Source organism: Pseudomonas sp. TH39(2020), assembly GCF_016650715.1.
Taxonomy (GTDB): domain Bacteria; phylum Pseudomonadota; class Gammaproteobacteria; order Pseudomonadales; family Pseudomonadaceae; genus Aquipseudomonas; species Aquipseudomonas mandelii_C.
The window spans coordinates 1,312,773-1,336,242 of record NZ_JAEKFF010000006.1; the positions used below are offsets into that span (position 1 = coordinate 1,312,773).

Consider the following 23,470-nt stretch of genomic DNA (forward strand, 5'->3'; position numbering starts at 1 on the left):
CCTCTATATAGAAGGGAAAATCAGTCGATTTTGTTCAGCACTTCGCCGACCGCGTCGAACAGACGATCAAGGTCTTGCGGCTTGCTGTTGAAGGTTGGGCCGAACTGCAGGGTGTCGCCGCCAAAGCGCACGTAGAACCCGGCTTTCCACAGGGCCATGCCGGCTTCGAACGGACGCACAATGGCGTCGCCGTCACGCGGCGCGATCTGGATCGCACCAGCCAAACCGTAGTTACGAATATCGATGATGTTTTTCGAGCCCTTCAGACCGTGCAGCGCATTTTCGAAATGCGGTGCAACTTCGGCCACGCTCTGCACCAGGTTTTCCTTTTGCAGCAGGTCGAGTGCTGCCAGGCCCGCGGCGCAAGCCACCGGGTGCGCGGAATAGGTGTAGCCGTGCGGGAATTCCACCGCGTACTCAGGCGTCGCCTGGTTCATGAAGGTCTGGTAGATCTCGGAGCTGGCAATCACCGCGCCCATCGGGATCGCGCCGTTGGTGACTTGCTTGGCGATGCACATCAGGTCCGGGGTGACGCCGAAGCTGTCGGCACCGAACATCGAACCGGTACGGCCGAAACCAGTGATCACTTCGTCGAACACCAGCAGGATGTTGTGCTGATCGCAGATTTCGCGCAGACGCTTGAGGTAACCCTGTGGTGGAACCAGTACGCCAGCAGAACCGGCCATTGGCTCAACAAATACCGCGGCGATGTTCGAAGCGTCGTGCAGTTCGATCAGCTTGAGCAGTTCATCCGCCAGGGCGATTCCGCCCTCTTTCGGCATGCCACGGGAATAAGCATTGCTCGCCAGCAAAGTGTGCGGCAGGTGATCGACGTCCATCATCGCCTGACCGAACATTTTGCGGTTGCCGTTCACGCCACCGAGGCTGGTGCCGGCGATGTTTACGCCGTGATAACCGCGTGCACGGCCGATCATTTTGGTCTTGGTCGCCTGGCCTTTCAGACGCCAGTAAGCACGAACCATTTTCACCGCCGTGTCAGCGCACTCGGAACCCGAGTCAGTGAAGAACACGTGATTCAGATTGCCCGGGGTCAGGTCGGTGATTTTCTCAGCCAGCTGGAACGACAGCGGATGGCCGTACTGGAAACCTGGCGAGTAATCGAGGGTGCCCAATTGCTTGGCGACCGCTTCCTGAATTTCCTTGCGGGTATGCCCGGCACCGCAGGTCCACAAACCGGAGAGCGAGTCGTAAACCTTGCGGCCCTTGTCATCGATCAGCCAACTGCCTTCAGCCGCCACGATCAGTCGCGGATCGCGCTGGAAATTACGGTTGGCGGTGTAGGGCATCCAGTGAGCATCAAGCTTGAGCTGGCTAGCCAGGGAAGTCGGGGCGTTTTCAGGCACGTTCATGGGCAAAACCTCGCAGGGCAATAAGCGGCATAGAGATCAAAAGCGTTCTTGCAGCTAAATTGCCACGGGGATAAAGTCGGTGAAATCCAACTCTTCTAACGTTCAGTCAGGTCACCACTAAACTATGAGCAGCCGCCGCCCCGATCCGCTGGCGCAAGTCAGTGACTTTGATATCCGCTTATTGAGGATCTTCCGCAGCGTCGTGGAATGCGGTGGCTTCTCCGCGGCGGAATCGGTACTGGGGATCGGCCGTTCGGCCATCAGCCAGCAAATGAGCGATCTGGAACAGCGCCTCGGCTTGCGTTTGTGCCAACGCGGTCGCGCCGGGTTTTCCCTGACCGAAGAAGGTCGCGAGGTTTACCAATCGGCGTTGCAGCTATTAAGTGCGCTGGAAAGTTTCCGCACTGAGGTCAACGGCCTGCACCAACACTTGCGTGGCGAATTGACCATCGGCCTGACCGACAATCTGGTCACCCTGCCCCACATGCGCATCACCCACGCCTTGGCGCAATTGAAGGAACGCGGGCCGGACGTGCAGATCCAGATCCGCATGATTGCGCCCAATGAAGTCGAACAAGGTGTGCTCGACGGTCGATTGCATGTCGGCGTGGTGCCGCAGGCCAGCGCGCTGTCGGGGCTCGAATATCAGCCGCTCTATAGCGAACGCTCGCTACTGTATTGCGCGGTCGGTCATCCGTTGTTTTATGTCGACGATAAACAACTGAATGACGAGCGCCTCAATAGCCAGGACGCCATTGCGCCGACCTTCCGTTTGCCCGCGGAAATCCAGGCCCATTACCAGGCGCTCAATTGCACCGCCAGTGCTTCGGACCGGGAAGGCATGGCGTTCCTGATCCTGACCGGACGCTTTATCGGCTACCTGCCGGACCACTACGCCAGCCTCTGGGTGCAGCAAGGCCGGTTGCGTGCGCTGAAACCAAAGGTGCGTTTTTATGACCTGAGCCTCGCATCGGTCACGCGCAAGGGCCGTCGCCCGCATTTGGTGCTGGAAAGCTTCCTCGAAAGCCTGGCCGCGACGCGTTGAAACATGTGGGAGCGAGCCTGCTCGCGAAGAAGGCATATCAGTTGATACTTCTACAGCTGACCCGCCGCCTTCGCGAGCAGGCTCGCTCCCACAGTTTTATTGCGTCAGGACTTGTCTGATGCCTGTGGGTGCGCTATCAACGCATTGGTTGCACCCACCCACCTGTTCGGAAGTGCCTATGACCTTTGAAGTCCCCGCTCACGGCGGCAAACCTGCCAGCCGCATTCGTCAGAAGAACGAAGAGACCATTATCAAAGCCGCCGAAGACGAGTTCGCCCGTCACGGGTTCAAAGGCACCAGCATGAACACCATCGCCCTGAATGCCGGATTGCCCAAGGCGAATCTGCATTACTACTTCACCAACAAACTCGGTTTGTACGTGGCGGTGTTGAGCAACATCCTCCAGTTGTGGGACAGCACCTTCAACACCCTGACAGCCGAGGATGATCCGGCCGAAGCGCTGACGCGTTACATCCGCGCCAAGATGGAGTTCTCCCGTCGTCAGCCGCAAGCCTCGCGGATCTTCGCGATGGAAGTGATCAGCGGCGGCGAATGCCTGACCGAGTACTTCAACCAGGATTATCGCGCCTGGTTCCAGGGCCGGGCGGGCGTGTTCCAAGCCTGGATCGACGCCGGAAAAATGGACCCGGTCGACCCGGTGAACCTGATCTTCCTGTTGTGGGGCAGCACTCAGCATTACGCCGATTTCGCCACACAGATCTGCCGTGTCAGCGGACGCACCAAGTTGACCAAGCAAGACATGGAAGACGCCGGCAACAACCTGATCCGCATCATTCTCAAGGGCTGCGGCCTGACGCCTACGATCTAAGACACTTATGCCTTTTACCCTCAGCGGTTTTTGCGAGTACCGCGAAGAGATTCGCAAAAGCCGCTTCATCACTTTCGCCGCGCCGATCAGCAGCCCTGCTGAAGCCCAGGCGTTCATCGAACAGCACAGCGATTTGAATGCCTCGCACAATTGCTGGGCCTGGAAGCTTGGCGACCAATACCGCAGCACTGACGATGGCGAGCCCGGCGGCACCGCTGGCCGGCCGATTCTGGCGGCAATCGAAGCGCAGGATTGCGATCAGGTCGCGGTGCTGGTGATTCGTTGGTATGGCGGCATTCAACTCGGCACCGGTGGCCTCGCCCGCGCGTATGGCGGCGGCGCCAACAAGTGCCTGCAAGCCGCGGCAAAGGTTGAACTGATCAGTCGGGTGCCGGTGAGTTGTGCCTGTGCTTTTGCAGAGTTGCCGCTGGTGAAGCTTCGGGTGGCGGAACTGGGAGGATTGGTTGTGGAAGAAACGTTCACGGCCAACGGCGTAGAGCTGCAATTGGCGATCGGCGAAAGCCAGATCGATACCCTGCAAACGCAGCTGGCGGATTTGAGCCGCGGGCGCATTTTGTTGCAGCACTAATCGCACCAACAACGTTCACAGCCCTTTCGTCGAACCGGTGCATTTGCCCACATCTGCTGTGCACCCGGCTGTGGATAACCTGAGCACACCCGGCTGTAACCCTTCTGTCATGCGGCTTTGCGGGCGTTGCTCACTTTTCGACCAATCCGCCATCAAAAAAGCTAAATCCATGCAAAAACAATCAGTTAGAGCGGTTTATCACCTTTAGAAGAAAGCCACGCAGTGCTTATGCCCGAGCTTCGGGCTTGCGCACAAATACTGTGGAGCAATCTGTGGATAACCCGTTCATGGCTGTCGCCGTCCCATGTCCGGCATGGCTTGCCGCAAGTTGCTCGTTTTTTGACCAAACACCCTGAGCAAAACCGGAGCCTGATCAACGGCTTTGCCCTCAAGTGGTGCCTGGTTCGGAATCGACATAGGGCAAGGCACCCCCTTCAAAGCCTTTATCTGTAACGCTTTTGATTTTTCCTGACTCAATGGCCAGGAAATTGCTTTATCCACAGGCATCACTTCAATCGACCCGAGCCTGTCATGCCCAACCCCGTGCCGATCTCCGATCCAACACCTCGCCTGCAACTGCGCAGAATCAGCAAGCGCTACCCCGGCTGCCTGGCCAACGACGCCATCGACTTGAGCATTGCACCCGGCGAAATCCATGCCCTGCTTGGCGAAAACGGCGCAGGCAAAAGTACGCTGATGAAGATCATCTATGGCGTTACCCATGCCGACTCGGGAGAGATGATCTGGCAAGGGCAACGCGTGACGATGCGCAACCCGGCTCAGGCTCGCAGTCTGGGAATCGGCATGGTGTTCCAGCATTTCTCGCTGTTCGAAACCCTGAGCGTGGCGCAGAACATTGCCCTAGCCATGGGCGCGGCGGCGGGGACACCGAAACAGCTTGAGCCAAAGATTCGTGAAGTGTCCCGGCGCTACGGCATGGCGCTGGAACCGGAACGACTTGTCCACAGCCTGTCGATCGGCGAACGGCAACGGGTAGAAATTATTCGCTGCCTGATGCAAGACATCCGTCTGCTGATTCTCGATGAGCCGACTTCAGTGCTGACGCCCCAGGAAGCCGACGAATTGTTCGTTACCTTGCGTCGGCTGGCTGCCGAGGGCTGCAGCATTCTGTTTATCAGCCACAAGCTCGGTGAAGTCCGCGCGCTGTGCCACAGCGCCACGGTGTTACGCGGCGGTCGGGTGGCCGGCCATTGCGTGCCGGTGGAGTGCTCGGATCAGCAACTGGCGCGGTTGATGGTGGGTGAAGCGGCCGAGTTGATTACCGATTATCCGAAGGTGATCGGCAGTGATGTTTTCTTGAGTGTGAGCGGATTGTCCTGGCACAACCCGGACCCATTCGGCTGCTCGCTGAATGATATTGACCTGCAAGTGCGCAGCGGTGAAATCGTCGGCATAGCCGGGGTCGCGGGCAATGGTCAGGATGAGTTGCTGGCCCTGCTCAGTGGCGAAGAACCTCTAAGCCGCAACGACGGCGCAACGATCAGTTTCGGCGGGCAACCGGTGGCGCACTTGCGGCCGGATGCACGGCGCAAACTGGGCCTGGGCTTCGTCCCCGCTGAACGTCTGGGCCATGGCGCGGTGCCGGACCTGAGCCTGGCGGACAACGCCCTGCTCACGGCCTTTCAACGAGGGCTGGTCAGCAACGGCCTGATCCAGCGCAACAAAGTCGAAGCGCTGGCCGAAGAAATCATCCGCCGCTTCGGGGTCAAGACACCCGACACCCAGACACCGGCCCGCAGCCTGTCCGGCGGCAACTTGCAGAAATTCATCCTCGGCCGGGAAATCCTGCAGCAACCGAAACTGCTGGTGGCCGCACACCCGACCTGGGGCGTGGACGTCGGCGCCGCCGCGACCATTCACCGGGCGCTGATTGCCTTGCGCGATGCCGGCGCGGCGATCCTGGTGATCTCCGAAGACCTCGACGAACTGTTCCAGATCAGCGACCGCCTCGGCGCTTTGTGCAGCGGTCGATTATCGCCGCTCAAGGCCACGGTCGACACGCGCCTGACCGATGTCGGCGGCTGGATGGCCGGCCAGTTCGACACCCCTCAATCACCTGCACCCGCAACGGTTTAACGGAGTTTCACATGCTGCTTTCTCTCGAACCCCGTGGCCAGCAATCGCGCCTGATGCTGTGGTGCTCGCCATTGCTGGCGGCGGTCCTGACGTTGGGCTGTGGCTCGCTGCTGTTTATCGCGCTGGGGCATGATCCGCTGCTCACGCTCCACACCTTGCTGATCGCGCCGGTCAGCGATTTGTATGGCGTCTCCGAGTTGCTGGTCAAAGCACTGCCGATTTTGCTCTGCGCGTTGGGGCTGGCGGTGGCGTACCAAGCACGAATCTGGAACATCGGCGCCGAGGGTCAGTTGCTGCTTGGCGCGCTGGCCGGCAGTGCGCTGGCGGTGAACATCATCGGGATGCAAAGCCGCTGGGCGCTGGTGCTGATCCTGCTCGTCGGCACCCTGGCCGGTGCCGCGTGGGCCGGGCTGACGGCGTGGTTGCGCACGCGTTTCAATGCCAATGAAATCCTCACCAGCATCATGCTCAATTACATCGCCCTGAACCTGTTGCTGTTCTGTGTGCATGGGCCGCTGAAGGATCCGGCGGGGTTCAACTTTCCGGAGTCGGCGATGTTCGGTGATGCCAGCCGTTTGCCGCTGCTGATGGAGGATGGTCGGGTTCACGTGGGCGTGTATTTCGCCTTGCTCGCGTTGGTGGCGGTGTGGGTGTTGCTGCAGAAAAGCTTTATCGGGTTCCAGATCAAAGTCCTCGGGCTGGACAAGCGCGCAGCGGGGTTCGTCGGCTTTCGCGAGAAGCGGCTGATCTGGCTGGCGTTGTTGATCAGCGGAGGGTTGGCGGGGCTGGCCGGGGTGTGTGAAGTCACTGGGCCGATCGGCCAACTAGTGCCGCAAGTCTCTCCCGGTTACGGCTATGCCGCGATCACCGTGGCGTTTCTCGGGCGACTCAATCCCATCGGCATTCTGTTTTCCAGCCTGCTGATGGCGTTGCTGTACATCGGCGGCGAGAGCGCGCAGATGAGCATGAATCTGCCGCAAGCAATCACCCAATTGTTCCAGGGAATGATGCTGTTTTTCCTGCTGGCCAGTGACGTGCTGATTCTCTACCGACCGCGCTTGAACCTGCGCTGGGCCCGTCGCGCGCCAGCCACCGCCGTAACCGCAGGAGTGCTGTGATGGATATCGATCTGCTGAGCAATATTTTCTACGCCATGGTCCGTTGCGGTACGCCGCTGCTGTTGGTGGCGCTGGGCGAACTGATCTGCGAGAAGAGCGGCGTCCTCAACCTGGGTCAGGAAGGCATGATGCTGTTTGGCGCGGTGATCGGTTTTATCGTCGCCCTGAACAGCGGCAATCTGTGGCTCGGCGTGTTGCTGGCGATGCTTGCCGGGATGCTGTTGTCGTCGCTGTTTGCGCTGGTGGCGCTGGTGTTCAACGCCAATCAGGTGGCCACCGGGTTGGCGCTGACGATCTTCGGTGTGGGCCTGTCGACCTTTGTCGGCGCGGCGTGGGTCGGTAAACCGCTGGCAGGTTTCGAGCCGGTGGCGATTCCTTATTTGAGTGAAATCCCGCTGATCGGGAGGATGCTGTTTGCGCAGGATCTGCTGGTGTATGTGTCGTTCGCGTTGTTTGCGCTGGTGGCGTGGGTGATTGTGAAAAGTCGTGTCGGGCTGATCATTCAGGCGGTCGGGGAAAATCCGGATGCGGCCAGCGCCATGGGCTTGCCGGTATTGGGCGTGCGCACGTTGGCTGTGCTGTTTGGTGGGGCGATGGCTGGATTGGCCGGGGCGTATCTGTCTCTGGCTTACACGCCGATGTGGGCGGAAAACATGAGCGCCGGCCGGGGCTGGATTGCCCTGGCACTGGTGGTGTTTGCCAGTTGGCGGGTGTGGCGATTGCTGCTGGGGGCGTATCTGTTCGGGCTCGCCAGCATCCTGCACCTGGTGGCGCAGGGGTTGGGGCTGGCGATTCCGTCGAGTCTGCTGGCGATGCTGCCGTATGTCGCGACCATTGTGGTGTTGGTGCTGCTGTCGCGAGATGCGGTGCGTACACGGTTGTATGCGCCGGTGTCGTTGGGGCAGCCTTGGCAGGCTGGGCATTAGTGGTTGTCTGCACCGGCCTCTTCGCGAGCAGGCTCGCTCCCACAGTAGTCCGGGTTTAACTCAGGATTGCGGGCCGACACGGATCCCCTGTGGGAGCGAGCCTGCTCGCGAAGGCGCCCGAACAGGCAACACCTGAACAACGCCCCATGCCAATTCAAAGACCAAAAAAACCACCAATAACGAACTCGCCCCGTGGGCCAAGGCATACAGCTGCCAAGCCGAAAACAGAAATCTACCGACTGCGTCATACCGGCCATAAACCTGCTGCGGATCCCGAATCCGCAGCACCGCCCACACGCAGACAATCGACCCCAACAGATTGGCCATCAGCATGTGCATAGGCTCAAACGGCGGCAACTCGCCAGGCAAGTTGAACGCCTGACTCACACTCAACAAAACGCCATGCAACGCCGCAAAACTCCACGGCGTGACAAACGCTGCCGTCACGATCAAGTCATACCAGGCGCTACCCTTCACCAACCGGCGATATTGCGTTGAAGTCCACATCCGTCTTGCTCCAGAAAATCGGGGAGCAACAAGGCTAAAGCCTGGAGTATGCTCCAGGGTCAAGCCCTCTCGAGATGTCATGATGCGCATCGGTGAATTAGCCCAGGCCAGCGCCGTCAGCCGCGACACGCTGCGCTTCTACGAGCAGCGCGGGTTGATTGCAGCGCAACGCAGCGCCAACGGTTATCGCGACTATCCGGCGGACATGGTGCAACTGGTGCTGTACATCAAGACCGCGCAACGTCTGGGCTTTACCCTCGGCGAGATCGGCAACAGCGTCACCGCGATATGGCAGTCGCCCGACCCGGACAGCGCCGTCACGCAATTGCTGCAAGACAAACTCAAACTGATCGAAACCCGAATCGACGAACTCGGCGCGCTGCGTCAGGAGTTGCAGCAACGGCTCGGTCAACGTTGTCCATTGAATCCGTGATCCTCATTTATCAAGGAAGCCACTTATGTCTACGGCAAAAACCGCACTCATCATCGGCGCCTCCCGAGGCCTGGGCCTCGGTCTGGTGAAAACCCTGTTGGCTGAAGGCTGGCAGGTCACCGCCACCGTGCGCAACCCGCAGAACGCCGAAGCCTTGCAGGCCTTGGGCAAGGTGCGGATCGAAAAACTCGACATGGACGATCAGCAGGCGGTCATCGCCCTCAGCCAACAACTCAAGGGTGAAGTGTTTGACCTGCTGTTCGTGAATGCCGGAGTCAAAGGCCCGGAAGTTCAAACGCCGGGCGGCGCGACCCTGGCCGAAGTCGGCCAACTGTTCTTCACCAATGCGGTGGCACCGATCAATCTGGCCCAGCGTTTTGTCGGGCAGATTCGTCCGGATACCGGCGTGCTGGCGTTCATGAGTTCGGTGCTCGGTAGCGTGACCATGCCGGATGCGCCGGAGCTGGCGTTGTACAAAGCCAGCAAAGCCGCGCTGAACTCGATGACCAACAGCTTCGTCACTCAGTTGGGCGAGCAGAAACTCACCGTGCTGTCGCTGCATCCAGGTTGGGTGAAGACCGACATGGGCGGTGAAGGTGCCGACATCGATGTGGACACCAGTACGCGTGGGTTAGTCGATCAGGTGAATGCATATACCGGCAAGGGCGGGCATCACTTCGTGAACTACAGAGGCGAAACCATTCCCTGGTAAACACCGCCGCCCTCCGGTGGGAGCGAGCCTGCTCGCGAAGGCGGCAGTACATTCAACATTGTTGTTGGCTGACACACCGTTTTCGCGAGCAGGCTCGCTCCCACAGGGACTCATTCCACATCGGGGTTTGCGTCGCCTGGTCGGCCCGGGCTTGCCCGCCGAGCGGTTTTGTTCGAAACTCCGCACCTCGTCCCCGCGGCGACCCTGGATCAGCAGACAGGGTAATCACTGAGCTGGCTAACCTGAACCCCACTTTCAGAGGAGCCGGCCAACATGCCTGCGACCCGTACCTGGTTAAAAAACCCCCTCGCGATCTTCACTGCCAATGGCCTCGATGCCCGTGGCGGCTTAGTCCTGCAAGACGGTTTGATCGTCGAAGTGCTCGCCGTCGGCCAGCAACCGTCCGCGCCCTGTGGACAAGTGTTCGATGCCCGCGAGCATGTGATCCTGCCGGGACTGATCAACACCCATCACCACTTCTATCAAACCCTGACCCGCGCCTGGGCTCCGGTGGTCAATCAGCCGTTGTTCCCGTGGCTGAAAACCCTGTACCCGGTCTGGGCCCGCCTCACACCCGAAAAACTCGCCCTCGCCAGCAAAGTCGCGCTGGCCGAGTTGCTGCTGTCCGGCTGCACCACTGCGGCCGATCACCATTACCTGTTTCCGCAAGGCCTGGAAAATGCGATCGACGTGCAGGTCGAGAGCGTCCGCAAACTGGGCATGCGCGCCATGTTGACGCGCGGCTCCATGAGCCTCGGCGAAAAGGACGGCGGCCTGCCGCCGCAGCAGACCGTGCAGGAAGGCGAAGTGATCCTCGCCGACAGCCAACGCTTGATCGCCGAGTACCACGAGCGTGGCGACGGTGCGCAAATCCAGATCGCCCTGGCGCCGTGCTCGCCGTTCTCGGTAACCCCGGAAATCATGTCCGCCAGCGCCGAACTGGCGAACAAACTCGACGTGCGTCTGCACACCCATCTGGCCGAAACCCTCGACGAAGAAGACTTCTGTCTGCAACGCTTCGGCCTGCGCACTGTGGATTACCTCGACAGCGTCGGCTGGCTCGGTCCGCGCACCTGGCTGGCTCACGGCATCCACTTCAACCCGGACGAAATCGCTCGCCTCGGCGCCGCTGGCACCGGCATTTGCCATTGCCCGAGTTCGAACATGCGTCTGGCTTCCGGCATCTGCCCGACGCTGGACCTGACGGCTGCGGGTGCGTTACTGGGCTTGGGCGTGGATGGTTCGGCGTCCAACGATGCGTCGAACATGATGCTGGAAACCCGTCAGGCGCTTTACATTCAGCGGCTGCGTTACGGCGCCGAGAAGATCACGCCGGAACTGGTTTTGGGGTGGGCGACCAAGGGCTCGGCGAGTTTGCTCGGGCGTACCGATATCGGCGAGCTGGCGGTAGGCAAGCAGGCGGATCTGGCGCTGTTCAAGCTCGATGAGCTGCGTTTCTCCGGCAGTCATGATCCGGTGTCGGCGTTGCTGCTGTGCGGCGCTGATCGGGCGGATCGGGTGATGGTTGGGGGCAAGTGGCGGGTGATTGATGGGCAGGTTGAAGGGCTGGATTTGAAGGGATTGATTGCGGATCACAGCCAGGCGGCTCGGCAACTCATCGCCGGTACCTGACACAACACCCATCAACTGTGGGAGCGAGCCTGCTCGCGATGACGGAGTGTCAGTCGACATCAATGGTGTCTGACACACCGCTATCGCGAGCAGGCTCGCTCCCACAATTGGTTTTGTGGTGTGTTTAGAGGCCCAGCAGCGACAGCATGATGAATGTCGCAAACAGCACAAAGTGGGTCATGCCTTCGATGGCATTGGTTTCGCCATCGTTGAGGTTGATTGCGCTGACGATCAGGGTGAGGAAGACCATCACGGTCTGCACCGGGGTCATCGCCATCTGGAACGGCTGGCCGGTGTAGAGCGCCATCGCTTCCATCACCGGCACCGTCAGGATGACCGTCGACAGCGATGCGCCCATGGCGATGTTGACCACCGACTGCATGCGGTTGGCCAGTGCCGCCCGTAACGCGGTCAGAATCTCCGGCGCCGCCGAGATTGCCGCCACCAGGATCGCCGTGATCACCGGCGGTGCGCCCGTCCCTTCCAGGCCCAGATCGAGGGTCTTGGACATCACCTCGGCCAATGCGCCGATCACCACCACGCCAAACACCAATGTCCCAATACTCAGCACCAGATTGACCGGTTCAGGTTCCTCCTCCGGGACTTTCTTGCGACGTTTTTCCGGGTAGCTGTAACTGAAAAAATAGCTGTGCGGCCCGACCTGCATGCGCAGGAACAGGGTGTAGAGCACGATCATCGCGCCGATGGTGAACGCCGAATAAATCTTCCAGTTGGCCTCGGGAATAAACTCCGGCACCACCATGGAAACGCCCATGGCGGTGAGGATCATCACGCTGTAACTGCGCGCCGAGTCGTCGTTGTAAGACTGTTCGCCGTGCTTGATCCCGCCCATCAACGCGGCCAGGCCGAGAATGCCGTTGATGTCGAGCATCACCGCCGAATAAATCGTGTCGCGCACCAGGGTCGCGGAGGCCTCGTTGCTCATCATGATCGCCAGAATCACCACTTCTACCAGCACCGCGGCCAGGGTCAGGATCATCGTGCCGTAAGGGTCACCGACTTTTTCGGCCAGCAGTTCGGCGTGATGGGCGACGCGCATGGAGGCAACGACGATGAAGGCGATCAGCACCAGGCCGGCGGTCAACGCGATGGGCTGGCCGCTGTGCAGCATCCAGTGTTCCAGTGGATAGGCGACGACGGCGGCAATCACGGCCAGCAGCAGAAACTTTTCTTGCTTGAGGAGTGTGAGCATTGCGGGCCTTTTTGCCGTGTGAAGCGAAACCAGGGTGATGAGCTAGTGACTGCGGGGCGGCGCTAACGTTTCGTTACACCTTAGCGCACCAGTGGATGGCAGCTATGCCAAGTCATGCACTTTTATCGGCCTCAAGGGCCTCTTCGCGAGCAGGCTCGCTCCCACATTGGAATGCGTTCTCCTGTGGGAGCGAGCCTGCTCGCGAAGGCCGTTACGCGGTTTCGGCATTTGTTGTCTTGTTGGTCAGCAACTTGCATTGGCCTTGCCAACCTAACAACACCATGGAGTTCGAATTCATGCACAAACGTCCGTTGAAGAAGCTGCTTTGCGCCGTCGCCGCAGCCATCGGTCTAAGCGTAAGCCTGACCGCCACTGCCGCCGACCCGCTGAAAGTCGGCTTCGTCTACATCGGTCCGATTGGCGATCACGGCTGGACGTATCAGCATGAACAAGGGCGCAAGGCGCTGGCCGAAAAATTCGGTAACCAGATCACCACCAACTATGTGGAAAACGTCGCTGAAGGCGCCGACGCCGAGCGGGTGATCCGCAACATGGCCAAGGACAAGTACGACCTGATCTTCACCACATCCTTCGGCTACATGAACCCGACCCTGAAAGTCGCCAAACAATTTCCCAAGGTGACCTTCGAGCACGCCACCGGCTACAAACAGGACAAGAACCTCGGCACCTACCTGGCGCGCACGTATGAAGGCCGCTACGTCGGCGGTTTCCTCGCGGCGAAGATGACCAAGACCAAGAAGATCGGTTACGTCGCGTCCTTCCCGATCCCGGAAGTGATCCGCGACATCAACGCCATTCAACTGGCCCTGAATAAGTACAACCCCGGCACCGAGATCAAAGTGGTGTGGGTCAACTCCTGGTTCGATCCGGGCAAAGAAGCCGATGCCGCCAATGCGTTGATCGATCAGGGCGTGGACGTGGTGTTCCAGCACACCGACAGCCCGGCGCCGATCCAGGCGGCTGAACGCCGCGGCGTGTATGCCGTGGGCTACGCTTCGGACATGGCGCACTTCGGGCCGAAAGCGGTGCTGACGTCCATCGTCAACGACTGGGGGCCGCACTACATTCAGGCGACCCAAAGCGTGCTCGACCACACGTGGAAGTCGCAGGATTACTGGGGCGGGTTGAAGGAAGGTACGGTTGAGTTGCCGATCAGCGATCTGGTGCCAGCACCGGTGAAAGCCGAGGCAGAGCAGATCATTGCCGACATCAAAAGCGGTGCTTTCCACCCGTTCACCGGACCGATCAAGGATCAGGCAGGCGTCGAAAAGATTGCGGCGGGCGCGACGGCGAGCAATGCGGAGCTGGCATCGATGAACTACTACGTTGAAGGCATGAAGGCCGATATTCCGAAGTAACCTACCTCCACGATCGTTCCCACGCAGAGCGTGGGAACGATCGTTATAGAGACTGCAAAATGAACCAGCTCCCGATCATCGACATCGCCCCGCTCTACACCGATGACGCATCCGCCTGGCAATCCATCGCCACACAAATCGACCGCGCCTGCCGCGAGTGGGGCTTCTTCTACATCAAGGGTCACCCGATCAGCGCCGCGCGCATTAACGCCGTACTCGACAGCGCCCAACGTTTCTTCGCCCTGCCCGCCGCCGAAAAACTCAAGATCGACATAACCCAATCCCGACACCATCGCGGTTATGGCGCCATCGCCACTGAACAACTCGACCCGAGCAAACCCAGCGACCTGAAAGAAACCTTCGACATGGGCCTGCATCTGCCGGCCGATCACCCGCAAGTGCTGGCGGAAAAACCGCTGCGCGGCCCCAACCGCCATCCGTCGACGCCCGGCTGGGAATCGCTGATGGAGCAGCACTACGTCGACATGCAGGCCTTGGCCCTAACCCTGTTACGGGCCATAACCGTGGCGCTGGGCATCGAGCGCGACTTTTTCGACACCCGCTTCGTTGAGCCGGTCAGCGTGCTGCGGATGATTCATTACCCACCGCGCCACACCGCCAGTTCCGAAGAGCAACAAGGCGCCGGGGCCCACACCGATTATGGTTGCATCACCCTGCTGTATCAGGATGCCGCCGGCGGCCTGCAAGTGCGAAACGTTCAAGGCGAGTGGATCGATGCACCGCCGATCGACGGCACGTTCGTGGTCAACCTCGGCGACATGATGGCGCGCTGGAGCAACGACCGTTACCTGTCGACGCCGCACCGGGTGATCAGCCCGCTGGGCGTGGACCGTTACTCGATGCCCTTCTTCGCCGAGCCGCACCCCGACACGGCCATCGAATGCCTGCCCGGCTGTCAGGATGAATGGCACCCGGCAAAGTATCCGGCCACCACCTGCGCACAATTCCTGCTCTCGCGCTTCGCCGATACTTACGCCTATCGACGGGAACAGGAAGCGGTGTGATGAACCGGCTGGTCAGGTTTTGCTAATTGTTTCTACGGGCATCTGTAGAATGCTCGCCATCTGCACCTGATGAGAAAAGACTATGTACGACTGGCTGAACGCCCTGCCCAAGGCAGAACTGCACCTGCACCTTGAGGGTTCGCTGGAGCCTGAACTGCTGTTCGCCCTGGCCGAACGCAACAAGATTTCCCTGCCGTGGAGCGACGTCGAAACCCTGCGCAAGGCCTATGCCTTCAACAACCTGCAAGAGTTTCTCGACCTGTATTACCAGGGTGCCGACGTGTTGCGCACCTCTCAGGATTTCTACGACCTGACCTGGGCCTACCTGTTGCGTTGCAAGGCGCAGAACGTGATTCACACCGAACCGTTCTTCGACCCGCAGACCCACACCGACCGTGGCGTGCCGTTCGAAGTGGTGCTCAACGGCATCGCCGCCGCGTTGAAGGATGGCGAGCAGCAACTGGGCATCACCAGCGGTTTGATCCTGAGCTTCCTGCGCCACTTGAGCGAAGACGAAGCCCAGAAAACCCTCGACCAGGCGCTGCCGTTCCGTGATGCGTTTGTGGCGGTCGGTCTGGACAGTTCGGAAATGGGTCACCCGCCGAGCAAGTTCCAGCGCGTGTTTGATCGCGCTCGTCACGAAGGCTTCCTGACCGTCGCCCACGCCGGTGAAGAAGGCCCGCCCGAGTACATCTGGGAAGCCCTCGACTTGCTGAAAGTCCAGCGCATCGACCATGGCGTGCGCGCCATCGAAGACGAGCGTTTGATGCAGCGGATCATCGACGAGCAAATCCCGCTGACCGTGTGCCCGTTGTCGAATACCAAGCTCTGCGTGTTCGATCACATGTCCCAGCACAACATCCTCGACATGCTCGAGCGTGGCGTGAAAGTGACCGTAAACTCGGACGACCCGGCGTACTTCGGCGGTTATGTCACCGAGAACTTCCATGCGCTGTATACCGATCTGGGCATGACGCAGGATCAGGCCAAGCGATTGGCGCAAAACAGCCTGGATGCACGGTTGGTCAAGCCGTAAACCTCACCACATAACCACTGTGGGAGCGACCCTGCTCGCGAAAGGGAGTGTCAGTCGATGTTGATGCAGCTGACACACCGCTTCGCGAGCAGGCTCGCTCCCACATTTAGATTGGTGTGGCTTCGCTCAATTCTTCCAGCGTCTTGCCCCGGGTCTCCATCCCGAACACCCACACCACCCCTGCCGCAATCGCAAAACACATCGCCCCCAGCGCAAACACCCCGCCCTGCCCGGTCATCGGGAACACCAGCCCGGTCACCATTGGCCCAAGCAACGAACCCACGCGACCAATCGCCGAAGCAAACCCTGAGCCCGTGGCCCGCGCCGATGTCGGGTACAACTCCGGTGTGTAGGTGTAAAGCACTGCCCACATGCCGAACAGGAAGAACTGCATCAGCAGCCCCGACGCAATCAACAGGCTGACGTTGCCGCCAAACACCGCGCTCTGACCATAAAGAAACGCCATCACCCCGCCGCCGAGTAACGTCACCACACACACCGGTTTACGTCCCCAACGCTCCACCAGCCAGGCGGCCATCAGGAAACCGGGAATCCCGCCAAGGGAAATCAACACCGTGTAATACACCGACTGGGTCACGGCAAAACCCGACTGCTGCAGCAAGGCACTGAGCCAGGACGTCAGGCCATAGAACCCCAGCAAGGCGAAGAACCAGACGCTCCAGATCATCATCGTGCGCTGGCGGTACAGCGGCGACCAGATCTGCCGCAACGCGGAAAAGAAATGGCCCGGCGTACTCGCCACTCTCGGCAGGCGGATCGGCTCAGGCAGCTGCGAACGCCCCAGAGATGTCCGGACCCGATCCTCGATGCGCAGCAAGACCTTATCCGCCACGTCATGATGTCCGGCCTGTTCCAGCCAGCGCGGTGATTCGGGAATGAAAAAGCGAATCGCCAGGACAAACACCGCCGGCACCGCTAACACCAGGAAGATGTCCCGCCAGCCAATCACCGGCAGCAGGAAGTACGACAGTACGCCGGCGGCGACGAAGCCCAGCGGCCAGAAACCGTCCATTAACGCGATATAGCGCCCACGCTTCTTGGCCGGAATCAGCTCCGAGAGCATCGACTGAGCGATGGGAAACTCCATGCCCATGCCAATCCCCAACAGGATTCGGAACAACGTCAGCGTTTCGACGTTCTGCGCCGTAGAGCACAGGTAGCTGGCGATCCCCCACAACACGATGCTCCACTGGAACACCGGTTTGCGGCCAAAACGGTCGGCCAGCATGCCGGACAGTGACGCCCCCACAACCATGCCGAAAAAGCTCGAACTGGCCAGCAACCCGGCCTGTGCCGTGCTCAGGCCGAACTCGGTTTTGATCGAACCGAGCAGGAAAGTCATCATCGCCAGGTCCATGGAGTCGAAGAAAAACGCCAGGGCAATGATGACGAAAATGATCCGGTGATAACCGCTGATGGGCAGCCGTTCCAGTCGTTCTGCCGCGCTGAAGCCTCGTGTTTCCATACCACATCCCCTCAATCCGAAAGTCCCCGGACGAGTGTGCGCGATAGCTGCTGGGGGTTACTGCTGGATGCGACCTGTTCGCAGCCCTGAACGACGCCCGAAGCTTCGGACGTCGATCGCGATGCGTCTACAACGCCATTTCCAGCTCGGTTTCCTTGGCGAATCGATGGATTTCACGCTGCCCCGCGGCGGTGACCTGCAAGGCTCGCGAATCGTTGGGCAGGCTCAACCAACCTGACTGCATGAACAATTGCAGCAACGCCGCCCCCAGTGACCCGCCCATGTGCGGACGTCTTTCGCTCCAGTCCGGACATGCGCAGGCGACTCGGCTGTTGCGATGAGCCAGCGCCTGGATGAACACACCTCGTGTCGCCAATTGCGTGGCGCCCTTGTGAGTGATCGCGACCCGCTGATCGAACTGTTCGATCCAGCCCGCATCCAGCAGACGCTGGTAAAGATCGGCGGCAAGGGTGCCGCCCAAATGGTCGTCGCAAAGCCTGGCGCGCAAGAGTGACGAAGGCGCCGCCTGAGGTTTGGCGATGGGTGTCGTGCGCTTGAAAATGTCCGGGATTTCCCGAGGAGCGCTGGCGAGGGTGGCGCTGGCCAGTGCCTCTATCGCGGCACCCACTTCAGGTGCGGCAAGACGAAAGAACCGCTTGCGGCCGCGGATTTCGACTTTCAACAGACCTCCGGCGGACAAACGCCCCAGATGTGCACTGGCCGAAGACGGTGACAGGCCGGCCAACAAGGCCAGCTCTTCGGATTGTCGCGACGAGCCGTCCATCAAGGCCCACATCATTGCGCTGCGCTTTGGGTCAGCCAGCAACGTGGCGATCTGGCTGATGCAAGGTGCATGTTCCATGTATTCACTCCCTGTTGAATCGTTTCGTCTACTGCTCAGAGACATCTTGACCAGTAATGTGTCGTCGGCCAAGGCGTGGAAACCGCCATAAACCGGGCAAAGCCGGCCAATCGCACAGGCCATTGCTCGCAGGTTTCGCAAAGCCGCGGCGATTGACCATGGGGCCTGGCTGACTCGGATGTGGACTCGCCATTGCGAGATCGACGGTGCGTACATGAGGCGAGCGCTAGTATATGCGGGTTAACCGCCGGTTCCTGCCCTTGGGAAACCGTTGGTGGTGATAGTTCCTGAGTGAAATTTCGCTATTTGCCTGCGACTAATGATTGGGGCCCGATAACGTCGGAAATTGGCTACTCAACCGGGCGCATCGGCTGGCGAGCATTTCCCGCAAAAGGTTCACCGGTTTACTCAATTGTGCGCGATGGGCGCACAACAAATTCAGCGGTGCGCGCTCACAGAGCAGTTCCGGCATGAGCACTTTCAACCGACCGGCCAACACATCGGCCGCGACATCGAGCCAGGATTTGTAGGCGATCCCGGCACCTGCCACGGCCCACAGACGCACGACATCGGCATCATCGCTGAAACGATCGCCGCTGACGGTCAGGCTGACCTCGCGTTTGCCGTCGTGAAAACTCCAATGATCGTGGACCCGGCTGCCCAGCATGAACAGCAGGCAGTTGTGCTGAGCCAGTTGCTCCAGTTGCCGTGGCTCGCCATGCCGGGCCAGGTAACTCGGGGCGGCACAAAGGACGCGGCGGTTCTGCGGGGCGATGGGCAGCGCCACCAGGCTTGAGTCTTCCGGCTCGCCGTACCGCAGGGCGATGTCCACCGGTTGGCGGAACAGATCGGCGATGCGGTCGCCCAACAGCAAACGCACCGTAAGCTTCGGATGCTCACGCTGAAACTCGTCCAGCCAGGGCAGCAGCAGATTGCGGCCAAAGTCCGAAGGCGCCGAGAGCTGCAAAATACCGCTGACCTGGTCCTGACCACTGGCCAATAAACGACGACCCTCATCGAGATTGCTCAAGGCAGCCCGAGCGTATTCGAGAAATCCCTCGCCCTCAGCGGTCAGCCGCAGGCTACGGGTAGAACGGGCAAGCAACCGGGCGCCGAGCTGCTGTTCGATGCGCTTCAACGCCGCACTGGCTACCGCGGCCGACATGTCCATCCCCCGCGCCGCTGCTGACAGACTGCCCAGGTCCGCCGCCCGGACAAACAACTGCAAGTCATCGAAACGCAGCATTTCAGCCTCGATTATCAAAAAAACATTGAAAGAGACTGCTCTTTTAGCGGGTTTTATCTTGCAGAGAAATAGCCAATTATCCGTCCCATCGAATTCATCCCGTTCCCGGAGCCGAACATGTCCCAGCCTTTTACCGCTATCGCCACCCTCATCGCCAAAGCCGGCCAGCAGGATGCCCTCGAACAGCACCTGCGTGCGCTGCTGGAACCGACCCGCGCCGAGGCCGGTTGCGGTCAATACGACTTGCACCAGGACCTCGCCAATCCTCATGCCTTCTACATGATCGAAAAATGGAGCAGTGACGAAGCCCTGCAGGCCCATGACGCCAGCGCGCATATCCAGAACTTCCGCGCCAAGGCTGGCGACTTTCTCGAACACTTCGACCTCAAGCGCCTGCGCTCCATTGTCTGATCTCTTCCTTCTTTATTACTTTCAGGAGCTCCAATGAAAGCCATTGCTTACTACGCCTCGTTGCCAATCAGCGACGTAAAATCTCTGCAAGACATCGAACTGCCAGAACCGGTTGCCGGCCCGCGCGACCTGTTGGTGGAAGTCAAAGCCATCTCGGTCAACCCGGTGGACACCAAGGTCCGCCAAAACGTCCAGCCTGAAGCGGGCACGCCGAAAGTGCTGGGCTGGGACGTGGCCGGTGTGGTCAAGGCCGTCGGCAGTGAAGTCACGCTATTCAAGGCCGGCGACAAAGTGTTCTACGCCGGCTCCATCGCCCGTGCAGGCGGCAACAGCGAACTGCACGTGGTCGATGAGCGGATCGTCGGCCATATGCCGAAAACCCTTGGTTTCGCCGAAGCCGCCGCGCTGCCGCTGACCGCTATCACCGCGTGGGAATTGCTCTTCGAGCGCCTGCAAGTGCGTGAAGGCAAAACCGATGAAGGCCAGAGCCTTTTGATCGTCGGTGCCGCTGGTGGAGTGGGCTCGATCCTCACGCAACTGGCCAGCCAACTCACCGGGCTGAAAGTCATCGGCACCGCTTCCCGTCCGCAAACCCAGAGCTGGGTTCGTGAGTTGGGTGCCGACCTGGTGATCGATCACAGCCAGCCGTTGAGCGAAGAACTCAAACGCGTCGGTCTCGACCATGTGACCCATGTCGCCAGCCTGACCCAGACCGATCACCACCTGGATCAGTTGGTCGAGGCTTTGGCGCCGCAAGGCAAACTGGCCCTGATCGATGATCCGAAAGCGCTGGACGTGACCAAGCTCAAGCGCAAGAGCCTGTCGCTGCACTGGGAGTTCATGTACACCCGCTCACTGTTCGAAACCGCGGACATGATCGAGCAGCACAAATTGCTCAACCGCGTGGCTGAGCTGATCGACGCCGGGACGCTGAAGACCACGATCGGCGAGCACTTCGGGACCATCAACGCGGCGAACCTGCGCCGTGCTCATGAACTGCTGGAAAGCGGCAAGTCCAAGGGCAAGATTGTGCTCGAAGGGTTCTGAAACAAACTGACACAGTTGTCGCCCAGATGGGCGACACCGTCAGTCCGAGAGTTGACCGTTGTCACAATTGCGATCGTATTCGGGTCTACAATCGAGGTCTCTGCGGCACAATCTTTTACGTAACGTCTTTTACGAGAGGAGAGATCAGCAATGAAGATCCTGATAAAAGAATTGGCAAAATCCCAGTGGCAAGTCCGTCTGGACCAACACGCCGTGACATTCCGCAGCGAAGCCGAAGCCCGCGCCTTCACCCGCACCCTTGAAGCGCGACTACAAGCACCTCATCAAATTATTGACCGCCAGCAGCGTGCCGCTGGCTGAGTCCGCCCTCAGACCTGGGCTTGCGCCAGCGCCCGGGCATTTTGCAAACGCCGGGTGAGCATCGCCACGCTCACCACCATAATTCCGCACAAGCTGATGACCATGGCCATCGGCATGGCGCTGCCGTCGTGTAAAACACCCACCAATGCTGCGGCCCCGGCGGCAACGCTGAATTGCAGGCAACCGAGCATCGCCGACGCACTGCCGGCCCGCGCGCCCTGCCCGTTCATGGCGCAGGCTGAGGCGTTGGGGAGGATGCAACCGAGGCTGGCGATGCAGACAAACAGCGGAATCAGCAACGGCCATAGCTGCGCAGTGTGCAGCGAACTGACGGCCAGTAGCGCCAGACCCGCGCCGACGTAGATCCACACGGTGCGCGCCAGCAGAAATGCCGGGCCGCGCTTGGCCAGCAATCGCGCGTTGAGCTGAGCCACCAGAATGAAACCCGCCGCGTTGGTACCGAACAGCCAGCCGAAATGCTCGGCCGGTACGCCATACAGCTTGATGAAGACGAACGGTGAACCGGCGATGTAGGCAAACATCCCGGCGATGGCGATGCCACCGGTCAAGGCGTGGCCGAGGAACACCGGATCCGACAACAGTCGACCGTACTGACGCAATGCGCCGGATAACGGTTGACGCGGCACATGGGCCGGCAGACTTTCCGGCAGCCCAAGCGCCACGGCCAAACCCGCCAGTGCACTGAAACCGGTCAACACGAGAAAGATCGACTGCCAGCCCGTGGTGTTGACCAACAGCCCGCCCAGCATCGGCGCAAGAATCGGCGCCAGTCCCATCACCAGCATCAGCTGCGAAAAGACCTTCGCCGAACCCACCGCATCGCATTTATCGCTGACCACCGCGCGGGAGATCACCATCCCTGCGCAACCACCCAGCGCCTGGATGAACCGCGCGCCGATCAACCATTCCAGATTCGGCGCAAAAGCGCAGGCCAGGGAGGCCGCGGTGAACAAGCCAACGCCAGTCAGCAAGGGAATGCGTCGCCCGAAACGATCCGCTACCGGGCCATAAGCCAACTGACCGATGGACAAGCCAAGGAAATACGCTGCCAGGGTCAGTTGAACGTGTTTTTCATCGGTGCCGAAGGCGAGCGCCATCGTCGGGAAGGCCGGCAGATAGAAATCGATTGCCAGCGGACCGAAAGCGCTCAAGGCGCCGAGAATCAGAATGGTACGGAAGTTCATCAGGCATCCAGTTGGGCATGAGTCGGCAGGCCGACAGTCTAGCCGCGCAGGGGCGCCTTGAACATTCCGTTAGGTCGCTAACTATTAAAAACCACTGAATGAATGCAATTCCATGTGGGAGCGAGCAGGCTCGCTCCCACATGGAATTGTGTTTGGACTCAGGCGATTTTCGCCTCGTAGCCTTCATCGGTAATCACGGCTATCACTTGGTCCACCGACAGCGCACTCTCGACACCGACTTCTTTCGCAGCCAGATCGACACGCACGCTGGCCGCAGGATCCTTGGCTTGCAGCGCCTCAGTGATGGCTTTGACGCAGTGACCGCAGGACATGCCTTGAACGTTGAACACTTGCATGGGATGACTCCTTTCGTGAAGTTGTGTGCAGTCTCGAGCTTGCCACCATGGCAAGGTCAAGTTCTGACGTGAACTGCCGGGCTGGCAATCGACGTCGCGCTCGGCCAAGCTGCGTCCATCAATGACTCGACATCAGGAGATTCAGCCATGCGCTGGTCAGCTCTCAGCCTGTTTGGCTTTCTCAGCCTTTTCGCCGCCGTGCCCTCGGTCAATGCTGCCGGGGAGGACTACGGCGTGCTGATCATTTCCCGCGAGCGCCTGGAAGTCGCGACCTCCTGCGAGATTGGCGTGTATATCCAGGATCAGCTGTCGGCGCGGTTGTTCCAGGAACAAAGCACCTCATTCAACCTGCCGCCAGGCAACGTGTCCTTGCGCCTGAAACTGCTGCCGGGCCAGGCGCCGGGTTGCAACCCGGGCATGCTCGCCCCAGGCTCGCAGAACATCACGCTCAAGGCCGGTGACGTGCTCAAATTCCGGATTGCGATGACGCAGGAAGGGATGTACCTGAAACCCACGGCCCTGGACTATTGATGATCGTTCCCACGCTCTGCGTGGGAATGCAGCCCGGGACGCTCCGCGTCCCAGCAAAAGCGGACGCGGAGCGTCCGGTGAGGCATTCCCACGC

Annotated in this window: 25 protein-coding genes; 16 read left to right on the plus strand and 9 right to left on the minus strand. The window is 60.1% G+C overall.

The window, feature by feature from the left end; genetic code table 11:
• Positions 1-20 precede the first annotated feature (20 nt).
• Entirely contained in the window at positions 21-1,370 is a 1,350-nt protein-coding gene (locus JFU47_RS13930; protein ID WP_123369258.1) for an aspartate aminotransferase family protein, read from the minus strand.
• Between the two features lie 124 nt (positions 1,371-1,494).
• Between JFU47_RS13930 and JFU47_RS13935 the strand changes: the two genes are divergently transcribed.
• The 3 genes from JFU47_RS13935 (at position 1,495) to JFU47_RS13945 (ending at position 3,833) form a co-directional block, all read left to right on the plus strand.
• Positions 1,495-2,415 (plus strand): LysR family transcriptional regulator, encoded by a 921-nt coding sequence (locus tag JFU47_RS13935; RefSeq protein ID WP_123369257.1) that lies wholly within the window; start codon positions 1,495-1,497, stop codon positions 2,413-2,415.
• Between the two features lie 178 nt (positions 2,416-2,593).
• Entirely contained in the window at positions 2,594-3,244 is a 651-nt protein-coding gene (locus JFU47_RS13940) for a TetR/AcrR family transcriptional regulator (protein WP_046044703.1), read from the plus strand.
• A gap of 7 nt (positions 3,245-3,251) precedes the next feature.
• On the plus strand, positions 3,252-3,833 hold the full coding sequence (locus tag JFU47_RS13945; protein ID WP_201183586.1) for an IMPACT family protein: 582 nt from the start codon (positions 3,252-3,254) through the stop codon (positions 3,831-3,833).
• A 285-nt stretch (positions 3,834-4,118) separates the two neighbouring features.
• Here JFU47_RS13945 and JFU47_RS13950 read toward each other — a convergent pair whose 3' ends face one another.
• Positions 4,119-4,334 (minus strand): hypothetical protein, encoded by a 216-nt coding sequence (locus JFU47_RS13950; protein ID WP_201183588.1) that lies wholly within the window; start codon positions 4,332-4,334, stop codon positions 4,119-4,121.
• Between the two features lie 30 nt (positions 4,335-4,364).
• On the opposite strand from JFU47_RS13950, the gene JFU47_RS13955 reads away from it, so the two are divergent.
• From JFU47_RS13955 to JFU47_RS13965, 3 genes are read left to right on the plus strand one after another with little or no spacing between them, the layout of a single operon-like run.
• On the plus strand, positions 4,365-5,930 hold the full coding sequence (locus JFU47_RS13955; protein ID WP_201183590.1) for an ABC transporter ATP-binding protein: 1,566 nt from the start codon (positions 4,365-4,367) through the stop codon (positions 5,928-5,930).
• Positions 5,931-5,941: 11 nt separating this feature from the next.
• Entirely contained in the window at positions 5,942-7,048 is a 1,107-nt protein-coding gene (locus tag JFU47_RS13960) for an ABC transporter permease (protein ID WP_201183592.1), read from the plus strand.
• A complete protein-coding gene (locus tag JFU47_RS13965; RefSeq protein ID WP_140683271.1) occupies positions 7,048-7,974 on the plus strand; it encodes an ABC transporter permease in 927 nt (308 codons plus the stop codon). Before JFU47_RS13960 ends, JFU47_RS13965 begins: the two co-directional genes overlap by 1 nt.
• A gap of 60 nt (positions 7,975-8,034) precedes the next feature.
• Here JFU47_RS13965 and JFU47_RS13970 read toward each other — a convergent pair whose 3' ends face one another.
• Entirely contained in the window at positions 8,035-8,481 is a 447-nt protein-coding gene (locus tag JFU47_RS13970; RefSeq protein WP_201183593.1) for a hypothetical protein, read from the minus strand.
• Positions 8,482-8,563: 82 nt separating this feature from the next.
• Between JFU47_RS13970 and JFU47_RS13975 the strand changes: the two genes are divergently transcribed.
• The 3 genes from JFU47_RS13975 to JFU47_RS13985 all read left to right on the plus strand — a co-directional run bounded on the left by JFU47_RS13975 (position 8,564) and on the right by JFU47_RS13985 (position 11,258).
• Positions 8,564-8,914 (plus strand): MerR family transcriptional regulator, encoded by a 351-nt coding sequence (locus JFU47_RS13975; RefSeq protein ID WP_201185235.1) that lies wholly within the window; start codon positions 8,564-8,566, stop codon positions 8,912-8,914.
• 25 nt (positions 8,915-8,939) lie between these two features.
• Positions 8,940-9,626, plus strand: a complete 687-nt coding sequence (locus JFU47_RS13980) for an SDR family oxidoreductase (protein ID WP_201183595.1) — start codon at positions 8,940-8,942, stop codon at positions 9,624-9,626.
• Between the two features lie 273 nt (positions 9,627-9,899).
• A complete protein-coding gene (locus JFU47_RS13985) occupies positions 9,900-11,258 on the plus strand; it encodes an 8-oxoguanine deaminase (protein ID WP_201183597.1) in 1,359 nt (452 codons plus the stop codon).
• A 124-nt stretch (positions 11,259-11,382) separates the two neighbouring features.
• Here JFU47_RS13985 and JFU47_RS13990 read toward each other — a convergent pair whose 3' ends face one another.
• Entirely contained in the window at positions 11,383-12,471 is a 1,089-nt protein-coding gene (locus tag JFU47_RS13990; RefSeq protein ID WP_201183599.1) for a calcium:proton antiporter, read from the minus strand.
• Positions 12,472-12,767: 296 nt separating this feature from the next.
• On the opposite strand from JFU47_RS13990, the gene JFU47_RS13995 reads away from it, so the two are divergent.
• The 3 genes from JFU47_RS13995 to JFU47_RS14005 all read left to right on the plus strand — a co-directional run bounded on the left by JFU47_RS13995 (position 12,768) and on the right by JFU47_RS14005 (position 15,911).
• Positions 12,768-13,850, plus strand: coding sequence for a BMP family ABC transporter substrate-binding protein (locus JFU47_RS13995; protein WP_140683262.1), 1,083 nt, complete (start codon positions 12,768-12,770; stop codon positions 13,848-13,850).
• Positions 13,851-13,909: 59 nt separating this feature from the next.
• Positions 13,910-14,875, plus strand: a complete 966-nt coding sequence (locus JFU47_RS14000; protein ID WP_201183602.1) for a 2-oxoglutarate and iron-dependent oxygenase domain-containing protein — start codon at positions 13,910-13,912, stop codon at positions 14,873-14,875.
• Positions 14,876-14,957: 82 nt separating this feature from the next.
• Entirely contained in the window at positions 14,958-15,911 is a 954-nt protein-coding gene (locus JFU47_RS14005) for an adenosine deaminase (RefSeq protein ID WP_140683256.1), read from the plus strand.
• Positions 15,912-16,017: 106 nt separating this feature from the next.
• Here the strand turns inward: JFU47_RS14005 and JFU47_RS14010 are convergent, their stop codons facing one another.
• From JFU47_RS14010 to JFU47_RS14020, 3 genes are all read right to left on the minus strand, one after another.
• Positions 16,018-17,397 (minus strand): MFS transporter, encoded by a 1,380-nt coding sequence (locus JFU47_RS14010; RefSeq protein WP_201183604.1) that lies wholly within the window; start codon positions 17,395-17,397, stop codon positions 16,018-16,020.
• Between the two features lie 127 nt (positions 17,398-17,524).
• Positions 17,525-18,259, minus strand: coding sequence for an ArsR/SmtB family transcription factor (locus JFU47_RS14015; protein WP_201183605.1), 735 nt, complete (start codon positions 18,257-18,259; stop codon positions 17,525-17,527).
• Between the two features lie 316 nt (positions 18,260-18,575).
• Positions 18,576-19,505, minus strand: coding sequence for a LysR family transcriptional regulator (locus JFU47_RS14020; protein ID WP_123369243.1), 930 nt, complete (start codon positions 19,503-19,505; stop codon positions 18,576-18,578).
• 117 nt (positions 19,506-19,622) lie between these two features.
• Here JFU47_RS14020 and JFU47_RS14025 point away from each other — a divergent pair, with 117 nt between their 5' ends.
• The 3 genes from JFU47_RS14025 (at position 19,623) to JFU47_RS14035 (ending at position 21,284) form a co-directional block, all read left to right on the plus strand.
• A complete protein-coding gene (locus JFU47_RS14025; RefSeq protein WP_134421269.1) occupies positions 19,623-19,916 on the plus strand; it encodes a putative quinol monooxygenase in 294 nt (97 codons plus the stop codon).
• A 33-nt stretch (positions 19,917-19,949) separates the two neighbouring features.
• The gene (locus JFU47_RS14030) at positions 19,950-20,963 is read left to right on the plus strand and encodes a zinc-binding alcohol dehydrogenase family protein (RefSeq protein ID WP_201183607.1); all 1,014 of its coding nucleotides are present in this window, start codon (positions 19,950-19,952) and stop codon (positions 20,961-20,963) included.
• Between the two features lie 150 nt (positions 20,964-21,113).
• Entirely contained in the window at positions 21,114-21,284 is a 171-nt protein-coding gene (locus tag JFU47_RS14035; protein ID WP_165353242.1) for a hypothetical protein, read from the plus strand.
• A gap of 8 nt (positions 21,285-21,292) precedes the next feature.
• On the opposite strand, the gene JFU47_RS14040 is transcribed toward JFU47_RS14035, so the two are convergent.
• Entirely contained in the window at positions 21,293-22,489 is a 1,197-nt protein-coding gene (locus tag JFU47_RS14040) for a multidrug effflux MFS transporter (protein ID WP_140683245.1), read from the minus strand.
• 158 nt (positions 22,490-22,647) lie between these two features.
• A complete protein-coding gene (locus tag JFU47_RS14045) occupies positions 22,648-22,845 on the minus strand; it encodes a heavy-metal-associated domain-containing protein (protein ID WP_201183609.1) in 198 nt (65 codons plus the stop codon).
• 147 nt (positions 22,846-22,992) lie between these two features.
• Here JFU47_RS14045 and JFU47_RS14050 point away from each other — a divergent pair, with 147 nt between their 5' ends.
• Positions 22,993-23,376: a hypothetical protein gene (locus tag JFU47_RS14050; protein ID WP_123369238.1), complete on the plus strand. Its 384-nt coding sequence runs from the start codon at positions 22,993-22,995 to the stop codon at positions 23,374-23,376.
• Positions 23,377-23,470: the final 94 nt, after the last annotated feature.